The organism is Microbacterium deferens (genome assembly GCF_045517775.1).
Classification (GTDB): Bacteria; Actinomycetota; Actinomycetes; order Actinomycetales; family Microbacteriaceae; genus Microbacterium.
In genome coordinates, this window is record NZ_JBEUWT010000001.1 from 1,564,866 (window position 1) to 1,578,002 (window position 13,137).

Consider the following 13,137-nt stretch of genomic DNA (forward strand, 5'->3'; position numbering starts at 1 on the left):
CGGGCCGGATGCTCACAGGACGACAACGATCCGCCCCACGCCCGTCGGCCCCGGCGCGCGGGAGGCGGGATAGCCTGAAACCATGAGCGTCGGCAGCACCGTATCTCCCGTCGACGACCTGCTCGACGCACTCCGCGGGGGCGCGGCTCTCGACGCCGACGCAGCCGAGGTGCTGCTCGCCGCGACCGGCGCCGACCTCGAGGCGCTGCTCGACCTCGCGGCGGCGACCCGCGACGAAGGGCTCGCGGCCGCCGGCCAACCCGGTGTCATCACGTACTCGCGCAAGGTGTTCGTGCCGCTGACGACCCTCTGCCGCGATCGCTGCCACTACTGCGTCTTCGTCGACACCCCCGGGCAGCTGCTGAAGAAGCGCAAGCCGGCCTTCATGTCTCCCGAGCAGGTGCTCGCGGTCGTGCGGCAGGGCCAGGCGATGGGCTGCAAAGAGGTGCTGCTCACCCTGGGCGACCGGCCCGAAGACCGCTGGCCCGAGGCCCGGGCCTGGCTCGACGAGCACGGCTATGCCTCGACCCTCGACTACGTGGCCGCGATCGCGCGACTGGTCACCGCCGAGACGGGGCTGCTCGCCCACGCGAACCCCGGGGTCATGCACGCCGACGAGTTGCGGATGCTGCGCCCCACCGCCCCGTCGATGGGCATGATGCTCGAGACCACCTCGCGTCGGCTCTTCGAGGAGCCCGGGCAGGTGCACTTCGGCTCGCCCGACAAAGACCCCGACCTGCGGCTGAAGGTGATCGACGAGGCCGGCGCGGCGGGCATTCCGTTCACCACGGGCATCCTCGTCGGGATCGGGGAGACGCTCCGCGATCGAGCCGAGTCGCTCATCGCGATGCGGGAGCTGCACGAGCGTCACGGTCATGTGCAGGAGATCATCGTCCAGAATTTCCGGGCGAAGCCGCGCACCGCCATGCAGGACGCCCCCGACGCCGACCTGCTCGAGTACGTCGCCGCGGTGGCGGTCGCCCGACTCGTCTTCGGGCCCCACATGCGCATCCAGGTGCCGCCGAACCTCTCCGACGCGGCCGAGTTCGCGCTCCTGGTGCGCGCGGGTGCCGACGACTGGGGCGGCATCTCGCCGCTGACGGCCGACCACGTCAACCCCGAGCGCCCGTGGCCGCACCTCGACGACCTGGCGCGCATGACGGCCGAGCTCGGCTTCGCCCTGCGCGAGCGCCTGACGGCTCAGCCCCCGTTCGTCCGTGACGCTGACCGGTGGATCGACCCGGCCCTCCACTCCGCCGTCGCCGCCCTCGCCGACCCCGCGACAGGGTTGGCCGCGGATGTGACGGCGGCGCCTCGCGAACCGTACTCAGGCTCATCGGTACCGTCGTCGTCGCATACCCCCGGAATCTCGGGCGTGCCCGCCGTCGCCGACGCGTCCAGCCTGAGTACGGGCGAAAGGCACGCAGACAGCGCCGGGAACGCCTCGCGCGGCCGGCGTCCGACCAGCGACGCGCGGCGGCTGGCGGAGGCCGCCGCGGGCGATCCCCTCGCGCTCGACGACGCCGAGTGGGTGACGCTGCTGCAGGCGACGGGCACCGACCTCGACGCGATCGCGGCCACGGCCGACGACGTGCGCCGGTATACCGTCGGCGAGACCGTCAGCCTCGTCGTCAACCGCAATCTGTCGTCGTCCGGGTTCCGCGCCGCCGGTCGTCACGGCCCGGGCACGTTCGGCCTCGACGACGTCGCACGGATCGCCGCCGACGCGGCCGACCTCGGCGCCACCGAGGTGTGCGTGCAGGGCCGGCTCGAGGCGGCAGAAGATCCCCGCGCCTACCTCGACATCGCGCGAGCGGTGAAGGCCGCAGCCCCCGGCGTGCACCTCCACGCCTATCGTCCCCAGGACGTGTGGGACCTCGCCGACCGGGGCGGGCTCGGCCTCGACGGCGCTCTGGCCGCCCTCCGCGACGCGGGCGTCGACACCGTTCCCGGCACCGGCGTCAAGGTGCTCAGCGACCGGGTGCGCGCCCTCGTCGCCCCCGGTGACGTCGAGGTCGACCGCTGGGTCGCGGCCATCACCGCTGCCCACCGCGCGGGCTTCCGCTCGACGTCGGTGCTGTTCTACGGACACGTCGAGACGGCCGCCGAGCGCGTCGCGCACCTGCGCGAACTGCGCCGCATCCAGGGCGAGACGAACGGGTTCACCGAGTTCGTGCCCATACCTCTGCCGGGTCACAGCATCCCGCTCGTCGCCGGCCGCGCTCCGCTCGACGAGCACCGCGCGATGGTGGCGGTCTCACGCCTGCTGCTCTCGGGCAGCATCCCGCACGTGCAGATCCCGTGGACCCGGGTGGGGAAGGATGCTGCGGCCGAGCTGCTGCGCTCGGGCGGCGACGACCTCGGAGGAGCGCTCCTCGACGGACGCGTGCTCCCCGACGCCGGGGTCGAGCAGGGGCTCGAGCTGCCGGTCGCCGACGCCGCGCGGATCGCCGCACGCCTGTTCCGCCCGTTCCGCCTCCGCACCACCGACTACGGCACCCCGGCCCGCGGGCCGGGCATCCCGTGACCCGGGTCGACGTCGCGATCGTCGGGGCGGGGTTCGCCGGCCTCGGCATGGCGATGGCCCTGCGTCGCGCGGGCCGCGACGACTTCGTCGTGCTCGAGCGCGGCGAGACGGTCGGCGGCACCTGGCGCGACAACACCTACCCCGGGGTCGCCTGCGACGTGCCGTCGCACCTCTACGGTTTCGCCGCGCACCCGCACCCGGCGTGGTCGGCCACCTTCGCGCCGGGGCCCGAGATCCACGCCTACCTCGAAGCCGTCGCCGAGCACGAGAGGCTCGGTGACCGCCTGCGCCTGCGCACACCCGTGCTGGGCGCCGAGTGGGATGCTGCCGCCGCCCTCTGGCGGATCGACGCGGGCGGGGAGAGCATCGAAGCGTCCTCGCTCGTGCTGGCGTGCGGGCGCCTGACCGAGCCCCACGTGCCGTCGATCCCGGGTCTGGAGTCGTTCCCCGGCGCGATCTTCCACTCCGCGCGCTGGGACCACTCCGTCGAGCTCGCCGGCGCGCGCGTCGCGGTCGTCGGCACCGGCGCCAGCGCCGTGCAGCTCGTGCCCGAACTCGCCCGCACCGCCGAGGTCACGCTGTTCCAGCGCACCCCCGCGTGGATCGTGCCGCGCGGCGGGCGCGACTACAGCATCGACGAGCGGGAGAGGTTCGCCACCCACCCCGATGAGCTCGCGCGGCTGCGCGCCGAGCTCTACGTCGAGGGCGAGGCGCGCTTCGCGTCGCGTTCGGGCGATGCCGCCGCGTCGGCCGCCGCCCGCGCGGTCGCTCACGCGCACCTGGAGCGTCAGGTCGCCGATCCCGTGCTCCGACGGGCGCTCACCCCCGACTACGCCTTCGGCTGCAAGCGGGTGCTGCTTTCCGACGAGTTCTATCCGGCGGTCGCGTCCGACGCGGTCGCCCTCGAAGCATCCGCCCTCGCATCGGTGGACGGAACAACTCTTGTCGCCGGGAGCGGTGCGCGGTACGAGGCCGACGTCATCGTGCTCGCCACCGGATTCGCCGCCTCGCGGCAGCCCTACGCCGAACTCGTGCGCGGGGAGGGTGGCACGACGCTGGCGGAGCACTGGGCGGACGGCATGACGTCGTTCGCCTCGACCGTCGTGCCGGGCTTTCCGAATCTCTTCGTGCTCAACGGGCCGAACGCGAGCCTCGGCCACAACTCGTCGGTGCTGATGAGCGAGGAGCAGGCGGCGTACGTCGTGCGCGCCCTCGTCGAGCGCGACCGTCGCGCCGACGGCGTGCTGCGCACCCGGCCCGAGGCCGAGGCGGCGTACACCGACGAGATCGCGACCGCCGCCGCATCCACCCCCTGGCTCACCGGGTGCGGCAACTGGTACGTCGACGATCGTTCGGGGCGGCTCACGCTGTTGTGGCCCGGCACCGTGCAGGCTTTCCGTGAGCGGCTCGCCGCCGCCGACGGAAGCGAATTCGAACCCGCGCACGCGCCCTCGCGTCACGGCCAGACCGGAGGAGAGACGACATGACCGTCCCGTTGCGTTTCGGATACAAGGCGTCCAGCGAGCAGTTCGGTCCGTCCGAGCTGCTCGATTTCGCCGTGCTGGCGGAGGAGATGGGGTTCGACTCCGTCTTCCTCTCCGACCACCTCCAGCCCTGGATGCACGAGGGGGGCCACGCCCCCGCCGCACTCCCGTGGCTCGGAGCGCTCGGCGCCCGCACGTCGACCATCGTGATGGGCACGTCGGTGCTCACCCCCACGTTCCGCTACCACCCGGGCGTCGTCGCCCAGGCCTTCGCGACCCTCGGTGTGATGTACCCGGGGCGGGTCATCCTCGGGGTGGGCACGGGTGAGGCGCTCAACGAGGTCACCCTCGGACTGGAGTGGCCCGAGCCGCCCGAGCGGTTCCAGCGCCTCAAGGAGGCGATCATCCTCATCGAGAAGCTCTGGGCCGACGAGCGCGTCACCTACGAGGGGACCTACTACTCGGTCAAGGACGCCACGATCTACGACCGCCCGCCGGCCGACCAGACCGTGCCGATCTACATCGGCGCGTCAGGGCCGGCGGCCACGCGCCTGGCCGGACGCATCGCCGATGGCTACATCACCACGAGCGGCAAAGACCCGGCGCTCTACACCGACACGCTGCTGCCCGCTCTCGCCGAAGGTCTGGAGAAGGCCGGACGCGAGGCCGACGCGATCGACACGATGATCGAGGTCAAGGTCTCGTACCACCCCGACCACGACACCGCGATGGAGAAGACCCGCTTCTGGGCGCCCCTCGCCCTCTCTCCCGAGGAGAAGCGCGACGTGCACGACCCGCTCGAGATGCAGCGGCTCGCCTCCGAGCTGCCGCTGGAGCGCACGGCATCGCGCTTCATCGTCTCGACCGACCCCGATGAGCACGTCGAGAAGATCGCGCGGTACGTCGAGCTGGGCTTCCGTCACCTCGTGTTCCACGACCCGGGGCACGACCAGGCCGAGTTCCTGCGCATGTACGGGGCCGAGATCCTGCCGCGCCTGCGCGCGCGCTTCGCCGACTGAACCCTTCGCGGGTTCGCGGCAAGCCCGTCCCCGTTCGCCCCGCCCTCGGGCAGAATTGTCGTGATGTCTCTGACTGACCGCTTCTCGCCGCGCTCCTCGCCCGCGCCGGCCGAACACGCAAGCTCCGGGTGGGTCGTCATCGTGCCGGTGAAGTCGTCGGACGTCGGCAAGTCCCGGCTGTCGGATGCCGCGCCCGACCGCGCGGCGCTGGCCCGCGCGCTCGCGCTCGACACCATCGCGGCCGCGGCGGCGGCGACGGCGGTCGAGCGCGTGATCGTCGTGACCGAGGACGCCGACATCGCGGCCGCCGTTCGCCGGATGCGGACGGTCGACGTCGTCCGCGAGGGCGACACCCGCGGGCTCGACGCCGCGATCGCGACCGGGGCGGCCGCCGCCGGATCCGACGTGCCGCGTGCAGCCCTGCTCGGCGACCTGCCGGCGCTGCGTCCGTTCGACCTCGACACCGCTCTCGAGGCCGCGCAGGCCGTGGAGCGCGGCGTGGTCGCCGATGCCGAGGGCGAGGGGTCGACGCTCGTGACCGCCCGGGCCGGCGCGACCTGGCTCTCGGCCTTCGGCGAAGACTCCTTCTCGCGCCACAAGCTGCTGGGCTGCACGCCCCTCGACCTTCCCGCCGACTCGACCCTGCGCCGTGACGTCGACACCGCCGAACAGCTGGCCGCAGCATCCGCCCTGGGTCTGGGCGAGCGCACGACCGCCGTGCTGTCGTCGTCTGCGGCCTAGCCCCGGTCGACTGAGCGCACGAGTTCGGCCCGAGCACACGGGTCGGGCGCGGCCCGAGCTCGTGCGCTCGTGCGCAAGCCGTGTTGTCGCGGGGGATCGCGGGGGGGGGGGGGGTTAGGCGCCGGCGGCGGCGAGCGCAGAGGCTGCGATCGCGGCGGACGCGTCGACGTCGCTCATCCACAGCGGGGTGACGACAGGGCGGATACCGGCGGCCTCGACCGCCGCGGCGCCATCGGCGTCTTCGGTCGCGACGAGCCACGCGTCGAGCAGGCCGCCCCTCGACCGGGCGCCGTAGTGCGCTCCGACGGCGGCGGCGGAGGTCTCGACGCCGATCGCGGCGAGGCAGACGTCGGCCATACCGCGCACCACCCTGCCGCCGATGATCGGCGAGACGCCCACGACGGGCGCGGATGCTGCGGCCAGAGCCTCGCGGATGCCCGGCACCCGCAGGATCGGACCGATCGACACCACGGGGTTCGACGGCGCGATCAGCACCACGTCGGCGGCGGCGATCGCCTCCGTCACGCCGGGCGCGGGTACGGCCGACCCGACCCCGGGGTTGTCGAAGCGGGCGGGGGCGAGGGTGGCGCGATAACGCGTCCACCACTCCTGGAAATGCAGGTCACGGCCGTCCTCGAGCACCACGCGGGTGTCGACCTCGGCGTCGGTCATCGGCAGCATCCTCACCCCGAGCGGCCAGCGGGCCGACAGCCGCTCGACGACCTGCGCGGGGGTCGCTCCGTCGCGCAGCCACCCCGTGCGGGCGAGGTGCGTGCCGAGATCGAGGTCGCCGAGGGTGAACCACGGCCAGCCCGCACCCCACGCCTGGAGCTCCTCGTTGACGCGCTCGGTGTCGCCCTGACGCCCCCACCCGCGCTGGGTGTCGTTGACCCCGGCGAGGGCGTAGAGGATCGAGTCGATGTCGGGCTGCAACCGCACGCCCGAGAGCCACAGGTCGTCCCCGGTGTTGACGACGACCGTCGCCTCGGGCCCGCCGCGGCGTGCGAGCGCCTCGCGCACGCCGAGCGTGAACTTCGCCCCGCCGACCCCGCCGGCGAGCACGACGACGCGGGTCATCGGGAGCCCGCCGCCGAAGGTGCCGCCTTCTGCCGAGGGTGGTCGAAAACTCGGCCTGGTTCGGCGGGAACGGGCACCTTCGGCGAAGGTACGACGCCGGTCACGAGCCCAGCGGAGGCTGAGGGGCGGATGCTGCGGCGCGGGCCGCGGCCGGAAGCGCCGCCACGATGCGCTCGAGGGCTGCCTCGTCGTGCGCGGCGGTGAGGAACCATGCCTCGTAGACGCTCGGCGGGAGGGAGACGCCCGCGTCGAGCATCGCGTGGAAGAACGGGGGGTATCGCCAGGCGTCCTGCGTCAGCGCTGTGGCGTAGTCGCGGGGGGCGTCGGGGAGGAACGCGACACCGAACAGCGACCCCGCGCGGGGCACGGCGTGCACGACGCCCTCGGCGGTGAGTGCCGACGACAGCGCGTCGGCGACGACGGCCGCTGCCGCGTCGACCCGGGCGTAGACCTCGGGGGTGGCCAGGCGCAGGGTCGCGATGCCGGCCGCGACCGACAGCGGGTTCCCCGAGAGCGTGCCCGCCTGGTAGACGGGGCCGAGCGGGGCGAGGGCGTCCATGACGTCGGCGCGACCGCCGAGAGCGGCCAGCGGCATCCCTCCTCCGACGACCTTGCCGAAGGTGAAGAGATCGGGGGTGAAGGCCTCGCCGGCCGCGGCCTGCAGGCCCCAGTACCCCGCGGGGTGCACGCGGAAGCCGGTGAGCACCTCGTCGATGATGAGGAGCGCGCCGTTGTCGTGGGCGATGTCTGCGAGCGCGGCGTTGTAGCCGGGAAGCGGAGCGACGACGCCCATGTTCGCCGCCGCCGCCTCGACGATGACGGCCGCGATCCGGTCGCCGTGCAGCGCGAAGGCCTCGCGCACCGCGTCGAGGTCGTTGTAGGGCAGCACGAGCGTCTGCGCCGCGATCGGGCCGGGGACACCGGCCGATCCAGGCAGGGCGAGCGTCGCCACGCCGGAGCCCGCGGCGGCCAGCAGTCCGTCGGAGTGGCCGTGGTAGTGCCCGGCGAACTTGATGAGGAGGTCGCGGCCCGTGACACCGCGCGCGAGGCGGATCGCGGTCATCGTCGCCTCGGTGCCCGTCGAGACCAGCCGCACCTTCTCGACCGGCTTCGCATCGCCGACGGCTACCCGCTCGGCGATGAGGGAGGCGAGCTCCACCTCCGCGCCGGTCGGCGCGCCGAACGAGAGCCCGCGGGCGGCCGCGGTCTGCACGGCCTCCACGATCTCGGGGTGCGCGTGACCCAGCAGGGCGGGACCCCAGGAGGCCACGAGGTCGACGAACTCGCGTCCCGCAGCATCCGTCACCGTCGCACCGCGCGCCGAAGCGAGGAACCGCGGCGTGCCGCCGACCGACCCGTAGGCGCGCACGGGCGAGTTCACCCCGCCCGGGATCACCTCGCGCGCGCGGTCGAAGAGCTCGTCATTGCGATCGGTCATTCGGGTCTCCGTTCGAAATCCAGGAGGAAAGAGTCATTTCGTCGCCCCGCCCACCCAGAACGCGTGTTCTTCCTGGGTTCTGAACGGCGAAGGAGGCTCAGGGGGTGTCGCGCAGCCAGCGGGCCGCTTCGACGGCCCAGTACGTGAGGATCGCGTCGGCGCCGGCACGCCGGATGCCGAGCAGGCTCTCTTCGATCGCACGGCGACGGTCGATCCACCCGTGCGCTGCGGCGGCCTCGATCATGGCGTACTCGCCCGACACCTGGTACGCCCAGACGGGGATGTCGACCGAGGCCCGCACCTCGGCGAGCACGTCGAGGTAGGGCATCGCGGGCTTGACCATGACGATGTCGGCGCCCTCTTCGGCGTCGAGCAGCGCCTCGCGCACGCCCTCGCGGCCGTTGGCGGGGTCGAGCTGGTAGGTGCGGCGATCGCCGACGAGCTGCGAGTCGACCGCCTCGCGGAACGGGCCGTAGAAGGCCCCCGCGTACTTCGCCGAGTAGGCGAGGATCATCGTGTCGGTGAAGCCCTCGGCGTCGAGGGCGGCGCGCACGTGAGCGGTCTGGCCGTCCATCATGCCCGACAGTCCCAGCAGGGCGGAGCCCGCCCGCGCCTGCGCGAGTGCCATCGACGCGTACCGCTCGAGGGTCGCGTCGTTGTCGACCCGGCCCTTCGCATCGAGCACGCCGCAGTGCCCGTGATCGGTGAACTCGTCGAGGCAGAGGTCGGTCTGCACCACGAGCGCATCGCCGACCTCGGCGACGAGCGCCTCGGTCGCGACGTTCAGGATGCCGCGGGGGTCGTCGGCTCCGGATCCCCGGGCGTCGCGCACCGCGGGCACGCCGAAGAGCATGAGCCCGCCGACGCCGGCGCCCGCAGCATCCGTCGCCGCGCGGCGGAGCGAGTCGAGCGAGTGCTGCACGACCCCGGGCATCGACGAGATGGGCGACGGCTCGGTGATGCCCTCGCGCACGAACATCGGCAGCACGAGCTGCGACGGGGCGAGGTGGGTCTCTCGCACGAGACGGCGGATGGCGGGTGACTGTCGCAGCCTCCGCGGCCGGTGCTGCGGAAAGCTCATGGCGTGAACTCGTCGGCCGAGTGCGGGAGGGGGAAGCGCGCGACCGAGGCGATGAGGGAGTCGACGGTCTGCTGCTCGGCGATCACGTCGACGGCGAGCCCGGCGCGACGGGCGTCCTTCGCGGTGCGCGGGCCGATCGCGGCGATGACGGTGGACTCGGGGATGCGGGGGAACTGGGCCTGCACCTGCTCTGCGACCGATCCGCTCGTGACGAGGATCGCGTTGATACGGCCGGAGGTCACATCGCGGGCGATCTTGTCGGTGACGGGGACGCCGACCGTGCGGTAGGCCACGACGCTGCGCACGTCGTGTCCGGCCTCGATCAGCATGCGCGTGAGCACCGGTTTGGCGATCTCGCTGCGCAGCGCCAGCACCCGACGGGAGTCGCGTTCGAGGGAGATCATCTGCTCGGCCATGCCCGCGGCGGAGTTGTCGCGCTCGGGCACGAGGTCGACGCGATAGCCGGCGGCCTGGAGGGCGGCGGCGGTCGTCTCGCCGACCGCGGCGACCTTGGTCGTCGCGGGGAGCACGGCGCGATAGGCGTAGAGCACGTCGACCGTCGTCGCACTGGTCACGGTCAGCCAGTCGAACGCCCCGGCCGCGAGATCACTGAGGGCGGCTTCGAGCGAGGCCTGATCGTTCGTCGGTGCGAAGTTGATCAGCGGCGCGATGACGGGGGTCGCTCCCTGGTTGCGCAGGGTCGCGGCGACACCGTCGCCCCAGGGGCCGCCCCGCGGCACGAGGACGCGCCAGCCGGCCAGGGGCCGGTCGGGCGTCGGGGTATGCCGTGGGCTGGAATTCATGGGGTCGACTCTCGTGGGACAAGATCGGCCGCCCCACGTTCGAGCAACCGATGTGCGACATCTTCCCCGGTGCGCGCAGCTCGCGCGATCGGGTCCGCGCCATCGGCAGCAATCGCACCATCGCCGCTGCCTGCTGTCCGAGCATACCCCGGCTCGAGGCGGACGGTTCGGTCCATTCCGATGCGGTGCGCCCCGTCGAGGGCGTAGACGAGAGCGCGGATCCGCAGATCGCCGTCCGAGACGGAGGCGTGGGCGCCGACCGGTGCGTGGCATCCGGCGTCGAGGGTGGCGAGCACCGCGCGCTCCGCCGTGATCTCGATCCGGGTCTGCAGATCGTCGAGTCGCCCGAGCGCATCGAGCAGGTCGGATGCGGCGTCCGTCCGCGTTTCGACGGCGAGCGATCCCTGTCCCGGTGCGGTCGGCCACTCCTCGAGGCCCATGGGCTCGGCGACGAGCCCGCCGAGGTCTCCGCCGAGCCTCGACAGACCGGCGGCGGCGAGCACCACGGCGTCGAGATCGCCGTCGCGCACGCGCGACAGCCGCGAGTCGACGTTGCCGCGCAGGTCGCGCACCTGCACGCGATGGTTGCGCCGCAGCACCTGCGCGATGCGGCGGGGCGACCCGGTGCCGACGACCGCCCCCTGGGGGAGTTCGGACAGCGGCGTGCCGTCTCGGGTGATGACGATGTCCCTGGCGTCTTCACGGGCCGGAGTGGCGGCGATCACGAGACCCTCGGGCTGCGCCGTCGGCAGATCTTTGAGCGAGTGGACGAGCAGGTCGCACTCGCCCGCGGCGAGCGCCTCGCGCAGGCCGTTCGCGAAGACGCCGCGCCCGCCCAGCTGCGACAGCGACGCACGGTTGATGTCGCCCTCGGCGACGATCGGCACGAGCAGCACCTCGCGGCCGGAGGTGCGGGTCAGCGCGTCGGCGAGCTGCTGCGATTGGGCGAGGGCCAGCGCGCTGCGTCGGGTGCCGAGGCGGAGGGGCGCGCTCATCGCGCCCGACTCACTGCAGAACCTCGGGGATCTCGGCGAGGTCGAGCAGACGCCCGGTGTAGAAGGGCACCTCTTCGCGCACGTGCCGGCGCGCCTCGGTGTAGCGCAGCTCTCGCATCATGTCGACGAGGTCGGTGAGCTCGTCGGCCTCCATCGGGAGCAGCCACTCGTAGTCGCCCAGCGCGAACGACGCGACGGTGTTCGCGATGACGCCCGTGAAAGCGGCGCCCTTGCGTCCGTGATCCATGAGCATCGCGCGGCGCTCCTCCTCGGGGAGGAGGTACCACTCGTAGCTGCGCACGAACGGGTAGAGGCACAACCACTCGCGCGCGTGCTCGCCTCGCAGGAAACCGGGCACGTGCGAACGGTTGAACTCGGCGTCGCGGTGCACGCCCATGGCGTTCCACGTCGGCAGCAGGGTGCGCAGCAGCTCGGTGCGGCGAAGCCGGCGCAGCGCCCGCTGCAGCGACTCCGCGTCGGGGCCGTGCAGCCACACCATCAGGTCGGCGTCGGCTCGCAGACCGCTGACGTCGTAGAAGCCGCGGACGGTGACCGCCCCGCCCTGCTCGATCAGCGCGACGATGTCGGCCAGCTCGGTGCTGTCGGCCTCGCCGACGGGATTGTGGGGGTCACGGCGGAAGACCGCCCACAGGGTGAAGGCGGATGCTGCGGAGTCATCGGGCATGATTCCAGTCTCTCTCTGCGTGCCGAGCGCGCCAAACGCCGATGGCCGGAACCTGTCGACGACGAGCTACCGGCGCCGCTCGGGCGCGAATACGGTCATCGCCCTCACGGGAACGGCGCCGGAGGGCCTCAGCGGGCGTAGGTGCGGACGGCGAACCAGACGATGCCGCCGACGGCGACCGCGACACCGACGACCGCTGCGGCGGCTCCGGCGGGGTTCTTCCGCCGGAAGTCGCGCGCCTTGGCCGTCACGCGGGTCACACCGTGCTCGAGCCGACGCGGCACGTTGGCCTTGATCTCGATCGCGGCCAGGGCGGCCTTGAGCTCGGCGCGGGCGCTCTCGACCGGGTCGGTCAGACCCAGGGCGACGCCGGTGCGGGGTACGGGAACAGGGGAACGATCAACGCTCATCGCCGGCCTCCTTGACGATCCGGATGTCTTCGGCCACGGCCGAGCCGGGGTTGGTGCGCTTGCTCAGCTTGCGGAAACGCAGGATGCCGAGCAGCGCCAGGACGGCGACGATGACGAGCATGCCGCCGAAGACGACGAGCGCCGAGAGCCACACCGGCCACCACGACGACAGCCCGGCGATGACGAACGCGAAGAACACCGGCAGCGACCAGAAGAGCACGAACAGGGCGCCGACGAACCACCCGGCGCCGATACCGGCGTCTTTCGCCGTCTTCGACAGCCACGCCTTGGCGGCGTTGATCTCGGCGACGACCAGGTTGCGGACGAGTTCGGGGATGTCGCCCAGGAGGGTGAAGAGGCTGTCGTCCGCGCGATCGCGGAATCCGCGGGGCGTGGTCACCTCAGCTCCCGGAGGATGCGGCGGGCTTCGAGGTCGACCGCGAACTCGTGGTGGAGGTCGAGGGAGCCGCCTTCTTGGCGTCGTCGACCGATTCCTCGACGGCGTCGGCGACCTTCTTGGCCGACGACTTCGCCGCGGAACCCGCGCGCTGGGCGCGCTCCTGAGCGGTTCCCGACTCGGATGCGGCGTGCGTGACCTTCTTCGCGCCGTTCCACAGTGCGCTGGGCACGGCCTTCAGAGCGCTGGCGCCGAAAGCCTGAACACGGGTCACCTGCGTCTGCACGGGGTCGAGTTCCCAGACCTTGATCGCCTGGGTCTTGATCTGTTCGTAACGCTCACGCCCGGCACGCGTGCCGAGCACATATCCGGCCGCAAGGCCGATAACGAGTCCTGCTTTGCCCTTCATAAGGGCCTCCTCACGCTCGGTGGAGCCTGTTGTCTGGGTCCCAGGCTAGCCAGATATTCCGTCAGAGGCAT

Annotated in this window: 13 protein-coding genes; 4 read left to right on the top strand and 9 right to left on the bottom strand. The window is 72.5% G+C overall.

Annotation, left to right across the window (positions count from 1 at the left end):
* Positions 1–82: 82 nt before the first annotated feature.
* The 4 genes from cofG (at position 83) to cofC (ending at position 5,771) form a co-directional block, all read left to right on the top strand.
* Positions 83–2,527, top strand: a complete 2,445-nt coding sequence (gene cofG / locus ABTU82_RS07370; protein WP_407172658.1) for a 7,8-didemethyl-8-hydroxy-5-deazariboflavin synthase CofG — start codon at positions 83–85, stop codon at positions 2,525–2,527.
* Positions 2,524–4,014 (top strand): flavin-containing monooxygenase, encoded by a 1,491-nt coding sequence (locus ABTU82_RS07375; protein WP_407172660.1) that lies wholly within the window; start codon positions 2,524–2,526, stop codon positions 4,012–4,014. The genes cofG and ABTU82_RS07375 overlap by 4 nt, the downstream gene beginning before the upstream one ends.
* On the top strand, positions 4,011–5,030 hold the full coding sequence (fgd, locus tag ABTU82_RS07380; RefSeq protein ID WP_407172662.1) for a glucose-6-phosphate dehydrogenase (coenzyme-F420): 1,020 nt from the start codon (positions 4,011–4,013) through the stop codon (positions 5,028–5,030). Before ABTU82_RS07375 ends, fgd begins: the two co-directional genes overlap by 4 nt.
* A gap of 63 nt (positions 5,031–5,093) precedes the next feature.
* Positions 5,094–5,771 carry a 2-phospho-L-lactate guanylyltransferase gene (gene cofC / locus ABTU82_RS07385; RefSeq protein ID WP_407172664.1) on the top strand — a complete coding sequence of 226 codons (678 nt, stop codon included), beginning with the start codon at positions 5,094–5,096 and terminating at the stop codon, positions 5,769–5,771.
* A gap of 114 nt (positions 5,772–5,885) precedes the next feature.
* Here the strand turns inward: cofC and cofD are convergent, their stop codons facing one another.
* From cofD to ABTU82_RS07430, 9 genes are all read right to left on the bottom strand, one after another.
* A complete protein-coding gene (gene cofD, locus ABTU82_RS07390) occupies positions 5,886–6,848 on the bottom strand; it encodes a 2-phospho-L-lactate transferase (protein ID WP_407172666.1) in 963 nt (320 codons plus the stop codon).
* 100 nt (positions 6,849–6,948) lie between these two features.
* Entirely contained in the window at positions 6,949–8,286 is a 1,338-nt protein-coding gene (gene hemL / locus ABTU82_RS07395) for a glutamate-1-semialdehyde 2,1-aminomutase (RefSeq protein WP_407172668.1), read from the bottom strand.
* A 97-nt stretch (positions 8,287–8,383) separates the two neighbouring features.
* A complete protein-coding gene (gene hemB / locus ABTU82_RS07400) occupies positions 8,384–9,367 on the bottom strand; it encodes a porphobilinogen synthase (protein WP_407172670.1) in 984 nt (327 codons plus the stop codon).
* Positions 9,364–10,170: a uroporphyrinogen-III synthase gene (locus ABTU82_RS07405; RefSeq protein WP_116648117.1), complete on the bottom strand. Its 807-nt coding sequence runs from the start codon at positions 10,168–10,170 to the stop codon at positions 9,364–9,366. The genes hemB and ABTU82_RS07405 overlap by 4 nt, the downstream gene beginning before the upstream one ends.
* Positions 10,167–11,165, bottom strand: a complete 999-nt coding sequence (gene hemC / locus ABTU82_RS07410) for a hydroxymethylbilane synthase (RefSeq protein ID WP_407172672.1) — start codon at positions 11,163–11,165, stop codon at positions 10,167–10,169. The genes ABTU82_RS07405 and hemC overlap by 4 nt, the downstream gene beginning before the upstream one ends.
* 10 nt (positions 11,166–11,175) lie before the next feature.
* Positions 11,176–11,850, bottom strand: coding sequence for a hydrogen peroxide-dependent heme synthase (hemQ, locus tag ABTU82_RS07415; protein WP_183042291.1), 675 nt, complete (start codon positions 11,848–11,850; stop codon positions 11,176–11,178).
* Between the two features lie 128 nt (positions 11,851–11,978).
* Positions 11,979–12,260, bottom strand: a complete 282-nt coding sequence (locus ABTU82_RS07420; protein WP_407172674.1) for a hypothetical protein — start codon at positions 12,258–12,260, stop codon at positions 11,979–11,981.
* A complete protein-coding gene (locus ABTU82_RS07425) occupies positions 12,250–12,660 on the bottom strand; it encodes a phage holin family protein (protein ID WP_121147790.1) in 411 nt (136 codons plus the stop codon). Before ABTU82_RS07425 ends, ABTU82_RS07420 begins: the two co-directional genes overlap by 11 nt.
* A gap of 1 nt (position 12,661) precedes the next feature.
* Positions 12,662–13,066: a hypothetical protein gene (locus ABTU82_RS07430; RefSeq protein WP_116648122.1), complete on the bottom strand. Its 405-nt coding sequence runs from the start codon at positions 13,064–13,066 to the stop codon at positions 12,662–12,664.
* Positions 13,067–13,137 lie beyond the last annotated feature (71 nt).

Coding starts and splice junctions, on each gene's coding strand:
- hemL (WP_407172668.1), bottom strand. CDS start 8,286: ATGACCGATCGCAATGACGAGCTCTTCGACCGCGCGCGCGAGGTGATC.
- cofG (WP_407172658.1), top strand. CDS start 83: ATGAGCGTCGGCAGCACCGTATCTCCCGTCGACGACCTGCTCGACGCA.
- cofC (WP_407172664.1), top strand. CDS start 5,094: ATGTCTCTGACTGACCGCTTCTCGCCGCGCTCCTCGCCCGCGCCGGCC.
- ABTU82_RS07420 (WP_407172674.1), bottom strand. CDS start 12,260: ATGAGCGTTGATCGTTCCCCTGTTCCCGTACCCCGCACCGGCGTCGCC.
- hemB (WP_407172670.1), bottom strand. CDS start 9,367: ATGAGCTTTCCGCAGCACCGGCCGCGGAGGCTGCGACAGTCACCCGCC.
- cofD (WP_407172666.1), bottom strand. CDS start 6,848: ATGACCCGCGTCGTCGTGCTCGCCGGCGGGGTCGGCGGGGCGAAGTTC.
- hemQ (WP_183042291.1), bottom strand. CDS start 11,850: ATGCCCGATGACTCCGCAGCATCCGCCTTCACCCTGTGGGCGGTCTTC.
- ABTU82_RS07430 (WP_116648122.1), bottom strand. CDS start 13,066: ATGAAGGGCAAAGCAGGACTCGTTATCGGCCTTGCGGCCGGATATGTG.
- hemC (WP_407172672.1), bottom strand. CDS start 11,165: ATGAGCGCGCCCCTCCGCCTCGGCACCCGACGCAGCGCGCTGGCCCTC.
- ABTU82_RS07405 (WP_116648117.1), bottom strand. CDS start 10,170: ATGAATTCCAGCCCACGGCATACCCCGACGCCCGACCGGCCCCTGGCC.
- fgd (WP_407172662.1), top strand. CDS start 4,011: ATGACCGTCCCGTTGCGTTTCGGATACAAGGCGTCCAGCGAGCAGTTC.